Genomic DNA, 15,842 nt, shown 5'->3' with positions numbered 1-15,842 from the left:
CTGGCGATTTGGTTGAGCGCTAACCCACCTGAGTACAACTTATGATCCTGTGTGTGAACCTGAATGCGGCCATCGACAAGACGATTGTGGTGGATCATTTTGAGTTGGGACAGATCCATCGACCGAAGTCGGTGCTGTCGCTCGCGGGCGGCAAAGGCTGCAACGTCGCGCGCGTGTTGAACACACTCGGTCAACCTGCAGCTGTCACCGGGTGGGTAGGTGGTTATGCTGGCCAGTTTATTTTGGCCCAGCTCCGACAGGAAGGGGTGCGCGACGCATTTGTAACGACCGCCGTTGAGTCCCGCACTTGTACCTCGGTCGTGGATGCGAGCACCAACGTGATTACGGAGATCTACGAGTCCGGCGTGCCCGTGCAACCTGAAGAAGTGGAAATGCTGCTGGCGACGGTGGAGGGGTGGCTGAGTAAGGCGCAGCTGCTCGTGTTGAGCGGCAGTCTGCCGCCCGGCGCACCGCGCAACATCTACGCGCAGTTGATCGATCGGGCGCGGACGGCGGGTGTTCCCACCGTGCTCGATGCCAGCAAGGATGCACTGCAGCTCGGCTTACTGGCGCAACCTACGTATGTTAAGCCCAATCAGACAGAACTGGCCGAAATATTGCAGACCCCACTCGATACGGTTGAACAGCAGCGCACGGCGGCGCAGGAAGTTGCACGACGGCACCAGACGACGGTCATCCTGTCACTGGGCAAACACGGCGCCTTGCTGACCGATGGCGAGCTTATGTGGCAGGCCGTCCCGCCGCCAGTTCACGCCATCAGTGCGGTTGGTTCCGGTGACTCGCTGGTCGCGGGCTTCACGTCAGCGGTCGTGAGCGGCAGCAGCCTCCCTGACGCACTGCGATTGGGGGTCGCTTGTGGGACGGCGAACACATTGATGATCGGTGCCGGGCGGTTGCAGCGCGGTGATGTTGATGCCATTCGTCCGGGCGTCACGGTCACCCAATTGGAAACATCCTAGGCCAGCGATCAAGCTTTGGAAGTTCAGAGGACGCTTATTGGCAGATCGATTGTCCGCGTGCGCGGCAATCGGAATGAAGCAGGAGATACATGAATTATGGCGAAGAAAGCGTTGTTTGTCGCAGGCGGCTGGGATGGTCACACACCCTTCGAGTCGGCGAATGTGTTTGCGAGTCTGCTGCGTGAGGCCGACTACGAAGTGGAAATCAGCGATACGCTGGATGTATACCTCGATGCGGAGAAGCTGCGCGGCCTCGATTTGATCGTACCCACGTGGACGATGGGCAAGATTACCGGTGAGCAGGCCAAAGGCTTGCTAAATGCGGTCGCAGAAGGCGTCGGTGTGGGTGGGTGGCACGGCACAATGGGCGACTCGTTCCGTGAGAACACCGACTACCAGTTTATGGTGGGTGGGCAGTGGGTCGCGCACCCCGGCAACATCATCGACTACAAGGTGAACATCACCAACCACGGCCACCCGATCACACATGGGTTGAGCGACTTCCACATGCACTCCGAACAGTACTATATGCATGTCGATCCATCAAATCAGGTGCTGGCGACGACCACCTTCACGGGTGATTATGTTGGCTGGATCGCCGGAACGGTGATGCCGGTCGTGTGGACGCGGTCGTGGGGGATGGGGCGGGTGTTCTACTGCTCGCTCGGCCATGTGGCGAAAGACTTCGATGTGCCCGAAGCCCGCGAAATCGTGCGGCGCGGGCTGTTGTGGGCGAGCAAATAGTGCAGATAGGCGGCGCGATCCACCGGGATCGCGCCGCTACTCAATTAGCTGGGTGACGATTTTGCCGCGGACGTGCCGCCGTTCGAGGGCGAGCAAGGCTTCGGCGGTCTTTTCAAGAGAGACCACCTGCGTCACCATGGAGTGAATAACTTTGGCCTCCAGCATGTCCATCAAATTGGTGAGATCCACACACATGGCGCGCTGCCACGGATAGTCGTGCTGCAGATGCGCGCCGCCGAGCATAATAGAATGGATAGAAACAGCCTTGCCAAAGTCGAGAGCATTGACAGGCGGTGTGTCATCGATACACATCAGGTGACCGTTGAAGGCGAGTAATTTTAGGCCAACTGCCGCACTCTCGGCCCCCAACGTATCGATCACGATGTCTACGCCACGCCCTTGGGTGATCTCCAACACACGCTCCACCACATCCTCAGTTTGATAGTCAATCACGTGGTTCGCGCCGAGGGTGCGCACGTAGTCATGGTTGCGCGCAGACGCCGTCGTGATCACTTGGACGCTGTGGAGCCGCGCCATCTGAATGGTGAAGCCGCCCACGCCGCCCGCGCCAGCCTGAACGAGCAGGGAACTGCCCGCGCGGATGGTCGTTTTGTGATACAGTGCCTGATAGGCGGTCATGCCGGCACAGGGGAGAGCCGCGGCATCCACAAAGCTGACGGAGTCGGGGATGCGAGCCGTCACATGCGCCGGAACAATCGCAAACTCGGCTAGTCCGCCGGGCCGCGACAAGTCACCGTGATAGGCGATGCGGTCGCCGAGCGACCACGGCTCCGCTCCCGGACCGAGAGCGTCAACCGTGCCGGCGACGTCGAGGCCAAGGATGAACGGGTACCGCCAAGCCGGGTGACCGCCGCGCGCGAGTTTATAATCGACCGGATTGAGGCCGACCGCGTGAACGCGGACGCGCAGTTCTCCTGGCCCGGGTTCTGGGATCGGGGTTTCACCGATCCGAAGATGTTCAAGGGCACCGGGGCGATCAAGTAGTAAAGCGCGCATAGGTTGGCTCCTCAAGTGGAAAATGCGAGGATACCAGAGACAAAAAATGCCTGCAAGCGCAGGCATCTGGGTCTACAGGGTCATGATTTGCTGGTATAAGCGGTTTGTTTCATCGGAGACGACGATTCCGGCGCGTCCGAAGTCGTCGCATAGGCGTTGATAATGGGCGGCGGCCTCGCTGCGCCGACCGAGCTTCGAGAAGAGGTTCATGACTTCGCGATGCAGGTCTTCACGCTGATTGTCTTCACTCAGCGCGCGCTGGTAAAGCGACAAGGCGTGTTCGGGGCGATCTTCGGCGAGGCGATACTGGGCCATATTCATCAGGGCTTCGAGGTAACCAGCGCGGAAATCGGCGCGGCGATCCTGAATCCAGCCATCGTTATGCCCTTGCAGGAAGGGCCCACGGTACAAATCGATGGTGCGCTGCCAAGCGGCCAAGGTATTGCTGCTGCGTTGATCGCGCGCGTCCATCAGGTGAGCGACGTAGTGCATCACATCATAGTAGATGTCGAGATCGGGATTGACGCGGTAGTAGCCTTCGTCATGGACGAGGACATCCATGTCCAGTGCTTTATGCAAACGGCGTTTGGTGACATGGAAAACGTTTACCGCTTGATCCATGTCGAGTTCCGGCCAAAACGCCTGGCAAATCTCCGAGCGGGTGATCACCGGTCGATCCAACGCAAAGAAGAAGAGCAGGCGGGGCAGGTGGCCTTCCCACGAGTCGATGGGCTGGTCATTGAGCAAGACGAAACCGGGACCCAGCGCATAAACCTCCAGCATTTTGGAGCCTTTGCCCTGAATCTCGTAGAAGTCACGGCGGATCACCTGCTCATCTTCAACGATGACCGCGTCGCCGCGCGCGATCATCGAGACCCACGGTAAACGGGGCAGGGTGCGGCTGTTGATGATCAGCTTGCAGTGTTCGGGTAAATGCGCGGTGAGCTTTTCGATGAACATCTGAATGTCATCCGCTTCATCGCTGCGATCATACTCGTCAAGGATTAAGTAGAAGGGTTTTTCGCTTAACTCGCCGATATCGCGCGCAAAAGTTGTAATGATTGCATTCAGGTTGCTCTCGCTTTCGGAGGGCAGCATATTCAAATGCCGACCGAAGGTGGGATGTTGATTGGCGAGATCGTGCGTAATACCAGACAGGAATGAAGAAAGATTTATATCATCTGGACCAAGGGCATAATAGAACGCGGGAAATTCAGAGGAGTTGATTAAGCGCGCCACCAAGAGCGAACGATAGCGACTGCGTGGATGGAGCAAGGTGACCCGGGCGGCTTCTGACTGCTCTTGGAAGGTTTCAAACGATTGCTCTAATACCCGATGAAGCTTCATTGGAGTTATAACTCCCCCAGACGTCAGTAAAAAGATGGCTGTATCATATCATATAACATAAGCGCATTGCTAATGTTTGTCAACGAAGGCCTTATTGGTTAATTGAATAGAATATATCAATGTCACTTACAGAATTCTACAAAGGGTTTGGCAGATGAAGCCACCACGGACATTAGGTGTATCACTGGCAATTCTCGCCAGCGTCATGTTATTCACCGTGCTGCCACTGCTGCAAGTGGCCGCGCCCTTGATCATTCAATATCGCTTGAGTCAAGTTGATCTGCCGTCACCCGATGGAACGGGAACAGTGCGGCCCGTTGCGGTGGGGAGCGAACTGGAGGGGGGGGCGAACGGTGCGACGGCATTTCAAGTGGGCACCAGTGCGCTGTTCCTCGTGATCGCCATCGGCGCGTGGCTTGGTCGGCCCCGCTGGATTCGCGGCGTCATGCTCGCGGCGGTGTTGACTCTGCTCACGGTGACGGTGATCACGAGCGTCGCCACATTGAACGCCCCACCGGATATTAACAGTGGTCTGGATTCCGGTCAGAGCCTGACGACGCCGCTGATCTATGCGCGTTTAGCCCTAAGCGGGTTGATCACCTTGTACGTGCTGTGGTACCTGAACCGGGGGCCAGCGCGCGCTTTTTACCGGGGCTATTACTTGCAGCGCGGTGAAACGACTGCTCCGCTGAGCTGACTTATTCAGCCGGTACGTTAAAAGAACAAGACGGGAAATCTCCCGTCCTGTTGAATGCTTGAACGAACTAGCTTTGCGCTTTTTCGCGTTCGGCTATTTCCATCTGCACCAACTCGCGGCGCAGTGTCTTGCCGACGGTTGTTTTAGGCAGCGCGTCGACAAAGGCGAAGCGCGTCGGACATTCGTACGGCGCCAGCGACTTGCGCGCGTGCGCAACGAGGTCGTCGGCGGTCGCGGTCTGACCGGGACGCAGCACGACCCACGCCTTGAGCGCCTCCTGCCCGTCTTTCTCGGGGTGCGGAATGGCGGCGACGCCGACTTCGAGCACGGCGGGATGGCTGGCGATCACTTTTTCGACGTTGTTCGGATAGACATTAAAGCCGCCGATGAGCGCCATGTCTTTCTTGCGGTCGACGATGTAGAAGTAGCCGTCGTCGTCCATGCGGGCGATATCGCCCGTGTACAACCACTTTTTGCCATCTTTCTCGCGCAGGGTATTGGCCGTTTCCGTGGGCATGCCATGGTAGCCGACCATCAACTGCGGCCCGGTCATGACCAGCTCGCCAATTTCGCCGACGGGCAGATCGGTCACGCCGTCGTCCAAGCTGACGATGCGCATGTCCATGTCGGGGAAGGGCAGGCCGATGGAACCGGTGCGATTTTCGCCGTTGAGCGGGTTGGCGTGGGTAGCCGTCGGCGCTTCGCTCATGCCAAAGCCTTCCAGCAGCTTGCCGCCGCTCAGACCTTCAAACTCGCGTTTGGTGGAGGGTGGCAGCGGTGCGGAACCGCTCATACACACGCGAATGCTGCGTAAACTGACCTTGCCGGACTTGACGGTGGCATGGTTGTTGAGCGCGTTGTAGAGCGCCGGGACACCCATGAAGATAGTGGGCTTAAATTTGTCGATGGTGTCAAGCACGTCATCCAGATCGCGGGCATTCGGCACGAGCACGATGCGCGCACCGAGCGTCATGGCGAAGCTGACTACGGTCACGAGACCGTAGACATGGAAGAACGGAATCGCGCCGAGGAAGACTTCGGAACTGCTGGTGCCACTTTTATCGCCGCCGAGCAGCACTTCGCGGCACTGCAGCGTATTGGCCACCAGCGCTCTGTGGTTCGACATGGCGGCTTTCGGGATGCCCGTTGTGCCGCCCGTATACTGGAAGATCGCAAGATCGGAACCGGTCACCGTGACACTCGGCTTACGCCCAGCAAACTTCGTGAGCAGTGCTTGCAGCCACTGATCGCCGGAGGCTAATGCATCGAGAAAATGCCCGCCTTTTTTCTCTTTGGCGATCTGGAACAGGACGCGGGCGGCAGAGGGCAAATACTCTTTAACATTGGTGACGATGACGGTCTTGAGTTTGGTGCGCGGCTGAATTTCTTTAATGGTCTTGTAGAACATCGAAAGCGTGATGACGATCTCCGCGCCACAGTCGTTGATCTGGGCCTGCATCTTTTCGGCGGGATAGGTGGGATTGGTCGCCGAGACGACGCCGCCCGCCTTTAACACGCCGAAATAGCTGATGACAAAGGCGGCCGTGTTCGGCATCACCAAGGCGACTCGATCTCCTTTTTTGAGACCGAGATCGATGAGTGCGACGGCTAAGGCATCCGTCGCTTGATCGAGCTGCTCGTAGTTGATTTCCGCTGCCACACGTCCGAGAACTGGGAGATGCGCACTGGTGACGAGAGCGACGTTCTTGGGGTACTTGTTGGCACTGTCTTTCAGGAAGTTCTGGAGCGGAATATCGGGATACGGTTCGAGGGAGTGAGCCACCCCCGGATCGTATTTTTTCAACCACGGGCGTTCAGTATAAGTAACCATAGGCGTCTCCGTGCCAATTTAATCTAACTTTGATTAGATTATATGGCGGATACGCCTTACAGTCAAAATTCTATGAGTCGCCCCAGCGCCGCCACTGCTCGGGGATGGTCGTGACCTTTCCCTCGTGGGTGATACAGATGTGCTTGCTGAAACCTGTAACTAACGTCTCGTGTGTATCCGCGTGGATAATTTCATAGGCGAACGTGAGCGTGCGGCTCTTCATTTCGTCGATCCAACAGCGGACGATAATCTGGTCGCCATACTTGGCAGGTTTCACATAACGGGCGTGGACTTCAGAAACGGTCAGGTAGAGACCGCTGCGTTCAAAGCTGGCGTAGTCGCTGCCGCGCTGGCGCGCGTAGTTGCTGCGCCCTTCTTCGAAATAGACGATATAGCTGGCATGATGCACAATTCCCATGGCGTCGGTCTCGGCGTACCGGACGTGCAGTGTGACTTCCTGAACAACTTTCTCCAAAGCCTAACCCCTTTCTTTGGTGGGCATGTTATATTACGTGTAGTCATGGATCAATCAACAACTCGGAGGAACCTACGTTGACCGCACGCACGCTCGTCATTACCGCAGCATTGATCGTTCTATCGTTAATTCTAGCGTCGTGTGGTGGCGGAGCAACGTCTACCCCGACCAGCGTCCCGCCGACCGAAGCACCCGCCACGCAAGCGGCGACGGAAGAGGTCGCGGCTACGCCAGTGCCGACCGACGAAGTTGTGACGACGGAAGAACCAGCAGCGGAGGCGACCGCAGACGCCACCGAAGCAGCAGGCATCGCTGAAGCGGCGGGCGGTGTAACGCTCACAGTGATGCAGGAAAACACCGCGCTGCGCGGTGGCCCCGGTACGAACTATGAAGTGATTGTGCGCGTAACGGTCAACGCATCCTACCCGGTGGTCGCGACCTATGGCGAAGGTCGCAACCAGTGGTATCAGATCACGCTCGAAGATGGAACATCAGCATGGGCGTGGGCGCGCGTCGTGACGCTGAACCCGGCAGATGCGGTTGTTCCGGTTGCCGCCGAAGTGCCACCCCCACCGGCCTCGTAGTCACGGCTAGCGGCTGTGCCGCCGTTCGAGTTCGGCATACACATCCTCCAGCGTGATGCCGCGCTCGACCATCAAGACCAGCGTGTGATAGAACAGATCGCTCAATTCCGCGATCTGTTCGTTTTTTCCCTGCCCGAGCGCCGCGACAATCACTTCCGTCGCTTCTTCGCCGACCTTCTGCGCGATTTTGTTGACGCCTTTGTCAAACAGTTTGTTGGTGTAGCTCTCCGGCTTCGGGTTCTGCTGGCGATCCCGGATGATCGCTTCAAGTTCATTTAACTGCATCGGTGATATCCTCTAGCGTGCGGAAGAAACAAGTTACAGCGCCCGTGTGACAGGCAGGGCCAGCCGGATCGACGAGAATGAGCAGCGTATCCTCGTCACAGTCGACGAGAATTTCGCGGACGGTCTGAGTATTGCCGGAAGTCGCCCCTTTGTGCCACAACTCGCCCCGGCTGCGGCTCCAGAACACAGTTTCGCCCATTTCGAGCGTTTTTTGGAGTGATTCGGCGTTCATGTAGGCGACCATAAGCACTTGCCGGGTGGTGGCATCCTGCACCACGGCAGGGATCAAGCCCTGACTATCCCACTTGAGGTTCACAGCGGCTCCCAACCCGATAAACGCATCGGCACACCCGCGGCGGCGAGGTAGCGTTTAAGGTCGCCGATGCGGATCTCGTTGTAGTGGAACAGAGTGGCGGCGAGTGCCGCATCGGCGCGCCCGATGGTCAGCGCTTCGCAGAAGTGTGCCATCGTGCCCGCGCCGCCGGAGGCGATCACCGGGATGGAGACGGCATCGCTGATCGCCTGCGTCAGTTCGAGGTTGTACCCGGCCTTCGTGCCATCGCGATCCATGCTGGTGAGCAGAATTTCACCCGCGCCGCGTTCCTGTACCTCTTTCGCCCAGTCGAGCGCATTCTTGCCTGTCGGGATGCGCCCCCCATTGATAAAGACTTCCCAGCGACCATCCACCCACTTGGGGTCAATGGCGACGACGATGCACTGACTGCCGAACGCCCATGCCCCCTGATTGATCAGGTCGGGAGTGCGCACGGCGGAGCTGTTGATCGAGACTTTGTCCGCACCCGCGAGGAGGGTAGCCCGGATGTCGTCGATGGTGCGGATACCCCCGCCGACGCAAAAGGGGATGAACAGGCTGTCGGCGACGCGGCGCACCATGTCGAGCGTGGTATTCCGGTTTTCGTGCGAGGCAGTGATGTCGAGAAAGACGAGTTCGTCCGCGCCTTCCTGATCATAGATCACAGCCTGTTCGACCGGGTCGCCTGCGTCACGCAGGTCGACGAAGTTAACGCCTTTGACGACGCGCCCATTCAGCACGTCGAGGCAGGGGATAATGCGTTTAGCCAGACTCATCTAGCGTCCTTCCGCCGCTTCCAACGCGGCTGCCAGCGTGAATTTCTTCTCGTAAAGCGCCATGCCAATCACCGCGCCAGCGATCTGCTGACTTTGGGCGAGGGCGCGAATGTCATCCACGCTGCTGACACCGCCGGAAGCGATCACCTGCAACCCGGTTTCGCGCGCCAGACGCACGGTTTCTGTGACATTCACGCCGACGAGACCGCCGTCGCGGCTGACATCGGTGTACAGGGCGTGTTTGACGCCGCGCGCGACCATCTGCTTTCCGGCCTCGACCGGCGTGAGGTCGACGGTAGTTTGCCAACCGTGCGTGGCGATCTTGCTGGCACGGGCATCGAGGGCCACACAGACCGCATCCGCCCCCCAGCGCTCAATGGCCTGCGTGATGAGTTCAGGCGTTAGAAAGGCGGCCGTGCCGATGACGACGCGGTTCGCGCCCGCATTGAAGGCACGTGCAATGTCGTCCAGCGTGCGCAGACCGCCGCCAAACTGAACTTTCGCACTAAAGGCGGCAATGCGTTCGAGAATGAGACTATTGTCGTTGGCCTGGGCAAACGCACCGTCGAGATTCACCATGTGAATCCACTGCGCGCCCGCCGCAATCCACTTCGTAGCCGTCGTGGTCGGGTCGTCGCTGAAGACCGTCTGGCGGTTGGGGTCGCCTTCGCGCAGGCGCACCACGTGGCCGCCGCGCAGATCAATGGCTGGATAGATGATCATGACGGGGTGTACTCCAAGAAATTGGTCAGAATTTGCAGGCCAGTTCGCTGGCTCTTCTCCGGGTGGAACTGCACGCCAAACAGATGGCCGCGCGCGACGCCTGCTGTGAAGGGAATGCCGTAATCGACGGTGAGAATCACGTCGTCAGGATTGGCGGGCACGCAGTAATAGCTGTGCACGAAGTAGGCGTAACTCTCCGCGCTCAACTTGTTCAACAGCGGCGACGGGCGGGTCTGCTGGAGGTTGTTCCAGCCCATGTGAGGGACTTTGTGACCCGGTAAATCGTCAAAGCGGGTAACACGCCCGGGCAGCAGGCCCAAGCCCTCGTGATCACCCATTTCGTCGCTGGTTTCGAAGAGAAACTGCATCCCAAGGCAAATGCCGAGGTAAGGGATACCCGCGTTCACCGCGTCACGCAGCGGTTGAATGAGTCCTTGTTCGCGCAGCTTGAGCATGCCCGCGCCGAAAGCTCCCACACCCGGCAGAATGATTTTGTCCGCGCCGCGCAATTCGTCCGGCTGATGGACGAGGCGGATGTTGGCAACGCCGAGCGCGTGGAGCGCATGCAGCACACTGCGTAAGTTTCCGGCTCCGTAGTCGATGACCGCTAACATAGCCCTCCTTAAAAACAAAAAGCCCTGCGAGGTGCAGGGCTATGCTCAAAGCAAAACTATCAGTGAGACGACTAGTCCAGCACCCCGTGGAGCATATGCAGATGATGATGGTTGTGCTGGCGTTGGATACTGTACATGTGTCACCTCAGACGGAAAAGAGTATAACGGCTCGCTGTAAGCTTGTCAATGCGGCGCAAGTCGTTACAATAGCGGGCTTGTATCAGGAGAAAACAACTATCGTGATCGCACTGCTCACCGATTTTGGCGCAGCGGATATCTACGTTGGCGTGATGAAAGGCGTGATTTTGTCGATTGATCCGCAGGCGCAGATCGTCGATATTACCCACAGCATTCAACCGCAAAACGTGCGGCAGGCCGCCTTCGCGCTGCTCAACAGCTATCGCTATTTTCCCGAAGGTACAGTCTTTCTGGTCGTGGTCGATCCGGGCGTCGGGACAGATCGGAAGCCGATTGCGATTCATGCGGGCAAGTACAAGTTCGTGGCGCCGGACAATGGGGTGTTGAGCTATGTCCTGTATGAACTGCGCGATGCCTTTGCTGTCGAACTAAGCAATCCGACCTACCAGCTCACGGGCGTGAGCAGCACGTTTCACGGACGCGACATTTTCGCGCCGGCCGCCGCGCATCTCGGCAAAGGGGTGGCGCTGCGGGCGTTGGGCACACCACTGCTCAACCCGATTGCACTGCCAGAACCCCAGTTAGGTATCAACGGCAAGCGGATTACGGGTGAAGTCATGCACATCGATCACTTCGGCAATATTGTCACCAGCATCGGCAGTTTGCGCTGGGTGGCGCCGGAGCGCTTGACGCTCAACCCGCGCTTTGGTGAATTCGCGACGCAGCCCATTCCCGCGGCGACGGCGACCGTTGAACTCGGCGGGGTGACGCTGACCGGTATCCGTCACGCGTTTGGCGAAGCCGAGCGGGGTGAACTGATCACAATCGTGGAGAGCAACGGATTCCTTGAGATCGCCGTCAATCAAGGCAGCGCAGTGGCGCGGCTCGACGTGACTATCGGCGACCGCGTCGAACTACAGATAGGATAACTGATGCAGCAATTTGTGATCGAGGGCGGGCACGCGCTGGCAGGCGAAGTGACGGTCAGCGGCAACAAAAACGCCGCGCTCAAGATGCTGCCCGCGTGCATTCTGACCGATCAGCCCGTGGTTCTGCAGAACATGCCGAACATCGGCGACGTGCGGACATTGATCGACATCATGCGCGCGCTGGGCGTGCAAATCGAGTGGATTGGGGCGAACGAACTGCGGGTGCACGCTCACGAAATCGCGACGACGGCCATAGATCCGGTATTGGCCGGGCGCTTGCGAGCGAGCATCGTGCTGGCCGCGCCCATGCTGGCGCGCTGTGGGCGGGTCAATCTGCCGCTCCCCGGCGGGGACGCCATCGGCGAGCGGCGGCTCGATATGCATGTGTTCGCGCTGCGCAAGTTAGGCGCACAGGTGAACTATGACGGCCAAGCGTTTGACATGGTCGCGGATAAACTGGTTGGCGCGGACATCTTGCTGACAGAGGCGAGCGTCACCGCGACTGAGAACGCGATTATGGGCGCAGTGCTGGCACAGGGGACGACTATCATCCGCAATGCTGCCAGTGAGCCGCACGTGCAGGACCTGTGCAATATGCTGGTGGCGCTGGGCGGCCAAATCGACGGCATTGGCTCGAATCGTCTGACGATACAGGGCGTAGCCCGGCTCAACGGCGGCGCTGCGCGCATCGGCGCGGACTATATTGAAGTAGGGAGCTACATCGGCGCGGCAGCGGTGACGGGTGGGGAAATCACCATCAAGCAGGCGGATCCGCAGTATCTGGATATGGTCGCGCTGGTGTTCGAACGTCTGGGCGTCCACTGGGAGACCCGCGGTGAAGATATCTTCGTTCCCGCGACGCAAGCGCTCACCGTGACGCCGGATCTCGGCAACCGCATCCCCATCATCAAAGCGCAGCCATGGCCCGCCTTCCCGCCCGATCTGATGAGTATTGCGCTGGTGGTGGCGACACAGAGTGCCGGATCGGTGTTATTCCATGACTGGATGTACGAAAGCCGCTTCTTTTTCACCGATAAGCTGATGCGGATGGGGGCGCGCATTACGCTGTGTGACCCACACCGCGTGCTGGTGCAGGGGCCAACGCGCTTCAATGGGGTGCCTTACATTTCCAGCCCCGATATTCGCGCAGGGATGGCGATGCTGCTGGCGGCCTTGAGCGCCAAAGGTGAAACGCGGATTGCCAACATTCAGCAAATCGACAAAGGTTACGAGCGCATAGAGGATAAGCTGACCGCGCTCGGCGCGCAGATCAGCCGCATCAATGTGGGTGAACTGCCCGCCGAATTCACGCTTTAGCGCCGAACACGTCCATCACCTTGACGTTTGGTCACCCCGACCGCGTCAAGGTGTTCCAATACGGCGACGGCCAACTTGCGCGAGGCTGCGAGCTGATCGCGCAGTTCGGCGACGGTGATCGACCCGCGCGCATCAATGTGCTCCCCAATCGCTGCGACCAATTCCGCATAGCGCGTTTGAGTGAGGAGCACGTCGTCACTTAAGCGCACAAGCTGACCCTGATCGATGAGCGCATACAGAACATCCGCGCTGACGAGTGACTCGGCTTCTCCGAAAGAGGGGAGCGCCGCGAAGTCGCCAGCCAGCCGCTGCAGTAGCTGCCGGATCAATTTGGTTTGCGCATAGTCAAAGACCACAGTGTGCGTTTGTAGACGAAGCAGGTCAGTCTGACTGACCACCTCGGGCAATTGCTCAAGATACACACTGAGTTCAGCTGATGTGAGTTTGAGATGGCTGCGCAGTTCCTCCCGCGGCATCCCTGATCGCAGTGGGAATGTGGCGTGATAGCGTGCGAGGGTTGTGAGGAGCCGCGCGCGCAGGAAATTCCATGCCTCCATCGACAGCAGCGAACCGTCGCCAAAACAGGCGACGAGGTTCTGGTCTTGCGCTGCCCCGAGTGCCTGAGCGAAGTCCACTTCCGATAATCCGAGTGTGCGCCTGAGCGTTTCGGGCCGTGAGAGTGCCGGAGCGGCCAGCGCCAGCCGCTCCGGCGGTGTGCCGCTGAGCCGCACATGCAGTGCGGCAATCACCGTGGGCTGATAGCGACGCCAGCGCTGCTGCGGCTGGGCATCGAGGATCACCCCCCCGCCTATGGTTTGCGCCGGGGATGGACGCCGCAGGATGAAGCGGTCGCCAGCACTCACGGTAATGGGGCGTTCGAGTTCTAGCTGTACCCAACTGGTCATGCCCGGTTCGATCACATCTTCGGCGAGGAGTCGGACGCGCGCGACAGTTTCGGCTGCGCCAACATAGAGCTTCACTTGGGCGTCGTGCTTGAGTACGGCACTGGCCGTCGGCAAATACTGGAGATGGGCATCGACACGCTGTGTGGGCGGGTAGAGATCGGGCAGCGTTACCACGTCGCCGCGCTTGATCGCGCCGCGATCGATGCCCGAGAGGTTCACAGCGACGCGGCTTCCGGGAAGGGCGGTTGGCACCTGCTGTTGGTAGGTTTGCAGACCGCGAATGCGTCCCTTTTGGCCTGTGGGCTGCAGGACGATTGAATCGCCTACCTGCAGCGCGCCGCCGAGCAGCGTTCCAGTGACCACGGTGCCGAAACCGCTGATGGTGAAGATGCGATCCACAGCGAGGCGGGGCAACCCGAGGTCGGGGCGGGGTACGGGCGTCAGCGCGACAAGCTGATTGAGGAGTGTTGGAATGCCCGCCCCGTTTGATGCGGACACGGGCAGAATCGGACTGGCGGCCAAGGATGTGCGCGCAAAGTGCTCGCGGATGTCAGTCTGAATCAGTTCCAGCCAGTCGGCATCTTGGACAAGATCGGTTTTGGTCAACGCGATCAGGCCGTGACGCAAATCCAGAAGGTCAAGGATGGCCAGATGCTCCAGCGTCTGGGGCATGACGCCTTCATCCGCGGCGATGACGAACAGCACAGCGTCAATGCCGCCGACGCCCGCGAGCATATTGCCGATGAAGTCGCGATGCCCCGGCACATCGATGATCCCGAGTAATTCGCCGTTGGGAAGCGGCAGCCACGCGAAGCCAAGATCAATCGTCATGGCGCGCGCTTGTTCTTCAGGTAGGCGATCAGGGTCAATCCCGGTTAAGCGACGAATGAGCGTCGACTTGCCGTGATCGACATGTCCAGCCGTACCCAAGACGCGCACTTACTTGGTCCCGTTTGTGCCGTTCGCCGGCTGCGGTTTGGCCGCGCCCGCCGTATCATACGTGAGCAGCAGCGCCTGGTACCGTTCGCGGTAGAGTTGGGCGCGTTCGCGTTCCAGATTCCACAGGCGCGTCAGGCTGTCTTGCAGCGGCGGGAACAGCTGCTGGACTTCGTCGAGTTTTTGAACGAAACGCTCGAAGTCCTTATCATGCATACGCCAGACTTCATCGTTGGAGAGCGTGAACTGCTTCCAGCGTTTCTGGTCGTCGGAGCGCCAATCGTTCCATTCCTGACGGAAGCGTTCTTCGCTGAGGCGCTGCATTTCGGCAACTTCGTTAATGCGGCGTTCCAAGCGATCGCCGATGCGCTCGAAGTCGTCGATAATCTTCTTCATGTCGCGGTACGCTTCCGCCCACGATTCGAAGCGTTCGATGTTGCGCTGCATGACGTTTTCTTGCTCGCCGAAACGCTTGAGTAGATCGGCAACCTGCTGGTCGCGCTGCTGCTGAAGCAGCGTCTGCTGGTCGATGAATTGCTGCATTTGCTCGCGGCGGTCGCGGTCACCGTTCTGAATCTCTTGAATTTTGCGTTCATTGCGCAGCGAGAGGTCTTCCAAGAGCGTGATTTTGGGTTTCTGTGCGTCGATTTGCTTACGCAGTTCCGGTTGTTCCGATTCGACTTCCGAGATACGGCGGGCATCCTGCCGACGCTGTTCTTCAAGATAGGCGAGGCGACGATCCGGGTCCTCGAGGCGCTTATATAGGTCGTCCACACGCGTTTGCAGGGTCGCGGCGATGCCTGCGAAACGGTCTTTTTCGACATTCATCGCGGGGAGTTCGGTCACCTGCCGCTCCAGCTTGCTGAGCTTGTCGGTGAGTTCACGAACCGGGCGCATGAGCGCTTCGCGAGCGAGTTCGGAGCGGCGTTCGGCTTCGCGTTCCGCGGTCAGGCGCTTCGCTTCGACGCCTTCGATCATCTGCTGCATCTCTTTGCGGATCTGATCGCTGACGTCGGCCTCACGACCGGTAACTGCGACCTGCCCACGAATGACGCTCTGATCCGATTCAACGCTGCCAACGCGCCGCAGCAGCGCATCCAAGGCGTCTTGCTGCTGCGCCAGACGCTCCTGCAGCGTGGCAATCGTCGCCTTATCGCGGCGGCGTTCTTCGTCAAGCCATTCAATCATGCGCGCTGCCTGGTTTATATCCATGCTCAACGCTTTCCCCTAA

The 15,842-nt window shown here is 59.1% G+C and carries 17 protein-coding genes; 6 read left to right on the top strand and 11 right to left on the bottom strand.

Annotation, left to right across the window (positions count from 1 at the left end; genetic code table 11):
• Window positions 1-41: 41 nt before the first annotated feature.
• Together IPK17_RS23885 and IPK17_RS23880 are read left to right on the top strand one after the other, a co-directional pair.
• Window positions 42-980: a 1-phosphofructokinase family hexose kinase gene (locus tag IPK17_RS23885; protein WP_343420209.1), complete on the top strand. Its 939-nt coding sequence runs from the start codon at window positions 42-44 to the stop codon at window positions 978-980.
• 96 nt (window positions 981-1,076) lie between these two features.
• On the top strand, window positions 1,077-1,724 hold the full coding sequence (locus tag IPK17_RS23880) for a ThuA domain-containing protein (protein WP_343420208.1): 648 nt from the start codon (window positions 1,077-1,079) through the stop codon (window positions 1,722-1,724).
• Between the two features lie 36 nt (window positions 1,725-1,760).
• Here IPK17_RS23880 and IPK17_RS23875 read toward each other — a convergent pair whose 3' ends face one another.
• Both IPK17_RS23875 and IPK17_RS23870 read right to left on the bottom strand, forming a co-directional pair.
• Window positions 1,761-2,741: a zinc-binding dehydrogenase gene (locus IPK17_RS23875; protein ID WP_343420207.1), complete on the bottom strand. Its 981-nt coding sequence runs from the start codon at window positions 2,739-2,741 to the stop codon at window positions 1,761-1,763.
• Between the two features lie 72 nt (window positions 2,742-2,813).
• Window positions 2,814-3,839 (bottom strand): AfsR/SARP family transcriptional regulator, encoded by a 1,026-nt coding sequence (locus tag IPK17_RS23870; RefSeq protein WP_343420206.1) that lies wholly within the window; start codon window positions 3,837-3,839, stop codon window positions 2,814-2,816.
• 403 nt (window positions 3,840-4,242) lie between these two features.
• Here IPK17_RS23870 and IPK17_RS23865 point away from each other — a divergent pair, with 403 nt between their 5' ends.
• On the top strand, window positions 4,243-4,785 hold the full coding sequence (locus IPK17_RS23865) for a hypothetical protein (protein WP_343420205.1): 543 nt from the start codon (window positions 4,243-4,245) through the stop codon (window positions 4,783-4,785).
• A 67-nt stretch (window positions 4,786-4,852) separates the two neighbouring features.
• Here the strand turns inward: IPK17_RS23865 and IPK17_RS23860 are convergent, their stop codons facing one another.
• Both IPK17_RS23860 and IPK17_RS23855 read right to left on the bottom strand, forming a co-directional pair.
• Window positions 4,853-6,616, bottom strand: a complete 1,764-nt coding sequence (locus tag IPK17_RS23860) for a long-chain-fatty-acid--CoA ligase (protein WP_343420204.1) — start codon at window positions 6,614-6,616, stop codon at window positions 4,853-4,855.
• Window positions 6,617-6,686: 70 nt separating this feature from the next.
• A complete protein-coding gene (locus IPK17_RS23855) occupies window positions 6,687-7,091 on the bottom strand; it encodes an acyl-CoA thioesterase (RefSeq protein ID WP_343420203.1) in 405 nt (134 codons plus the stop codon).
• Window positions 7,092-7,168: 77 nt separating this feature from the next.
• Here IPK17_RS23855 and IPK17_RS23850 point away from each other — a divergent pair, with 77 nt between their 5' ends.
• Window positions 7,169-7,675, top strand: coding sequence for an SH3 domain-containing protein (locus IPK17_RS23850; protein ID WP_343420202.1), 507 nt, complete (start codon window positions 7,169-7,171; stop codon window positions 7,673-7,675).
• Between the two features lie 6 nt (window positions 7,676-7,681).
• On the opposite strand, the gene hisE is transcribed toward IPK17_RS23850, so the two are convergent.
• From hisE to hisH, 5 genes are read right to left on the bottom strand one after another with little or no spacing between them, the layout of a single operon-like run.
• Window positions 7,682-7,960: a phosphoribosyl-ATP diphosphatase gene (gene hisE, locus IPK17_RS23845; protein ID WP_343420201.1), complete on the bottom strand. Its 279-nt coding sequence runs from the start codon at window positions 7,958-7,960 to the stop codon at window positions 7,682-7,684.
• Window positions 7,947-8,276, bottom strand: coding sequence for a phosphoribosyl-AMP cyclohydrolase (hisI, locus tag IPK17_RS23840; RefSeq protein ID WP_343420200.1), 330 nt, complete (start codon window positions 8,274-8,276; stop codon window positions 7,947-7,949). The genes hisE and hisI overlap by 14 nt, the downstream gene beginning before the upstream one ends.
• Window positions 8,273-9,049, bottom strand: a complete 777-nt coding sequence (gene hisF, locus IPK17_RS23835) for an imidazole glycerol phosphate synthase subunit HisF (RefSeq protein ID WP_343420199.1) — start codon at window positions 9,047-9,049, stop codon at window positions 8,273-8,275. The genes hisI and hisF overlap by 4 nt, the downstream gene beginning before the upstream one ends.
• Entirely contained in the window at window positions 9,050-9,772 is a 723-nt protein-coding gene (hisA, locus tag IPK17_RS23830) for a 1-(5-phosphoribosyl)-5-[(5-phosphoribosylamino)methylideneamino]imidazole-4-carboxamide isomerase (RefSeq protein WP_343420198.1), read from the bottom strand.
• Window positions 9,769-10,386 carry an imidazole glycerol phosphate synthase subunit HisH gene (gene hisH, locus IPK17_RS23825; RefSeq protein WP_343420197.1) on the bottom strand — a complete coding sequence of 206 codons (618 nt, stop codon included), beginning with the start codon at window positions 10,384-10,386 and terminating at the stop codon, window positions 9,769-9,771. The genes hisA and hisH overlap by 4 nt, the downstream gene beginning before the upstream one ends.
• A 239-nt stretch (window positions 10,387-10,625) precedes the next feature.
• Here hisH and IPK17_RS23820 point away from each other — a divergent pair, with 239 nt between their 5' ends.
• The gene (locus IPK17_RS23820; RefSeq protein WP_343420196.1) at window positions 10,626-11,453 is read left to right on the top strand and encodes an SAM hydrolase/SAM-dependent halogenase family protein; all 828 of its coding nucleotides are present in this window, start codon (window positions 10,626-10,628) and stop codon (window positions 11,451-11,453) included.
• A gap of 3 nt (window positions 11,454-11,456) precedes the next feature.
• Window positions 11,457-12,770 (top strand): UDP-N-acetylglucosamine 1-carboxyvinyltransferase, encoded by a 1,314-nt coding sequence (gene murA / locus IPK17_RS23815; protein WP_343420195.1) that lies wholly within the window; start codon window positions 11,457-11,459, stop codon window positions 12,768-12,770.
• Here murA and selB read toward each other — a convergent pair.
• A complete protein-coding gene (selB, locus tag IPK17_RS23810) occupies window positions 12,767-14,614 on the bottom strand; it encodes a selenocysteine-specific translation elongation factor (RefSeq protein WP_343420194.1) in 1,848 nt (615 codons plus the stop codon). The genes murA and selB overlap by 4 nt on opposite strands.
• On the bottom strand, window positions 14,615-15,823 hold the full coding sequence (locus IPK17_RS23805) for a coiled-coil domain-containing protein (RefSeq protein WP_343420193.1): 1,209 nt from the start codon (window positions 15,821-15,823) through the stop codon (window positions 14,615-14,617).
• Window positions 15,824-15,842 lie beyond the last annotated feature (19 nt).

The organism is Candidatus Flexifilum breve (assembly GCF_016713355.1).
This window is presented reverse-complemented; position numbering and strand designations above follow the sequence as displayed.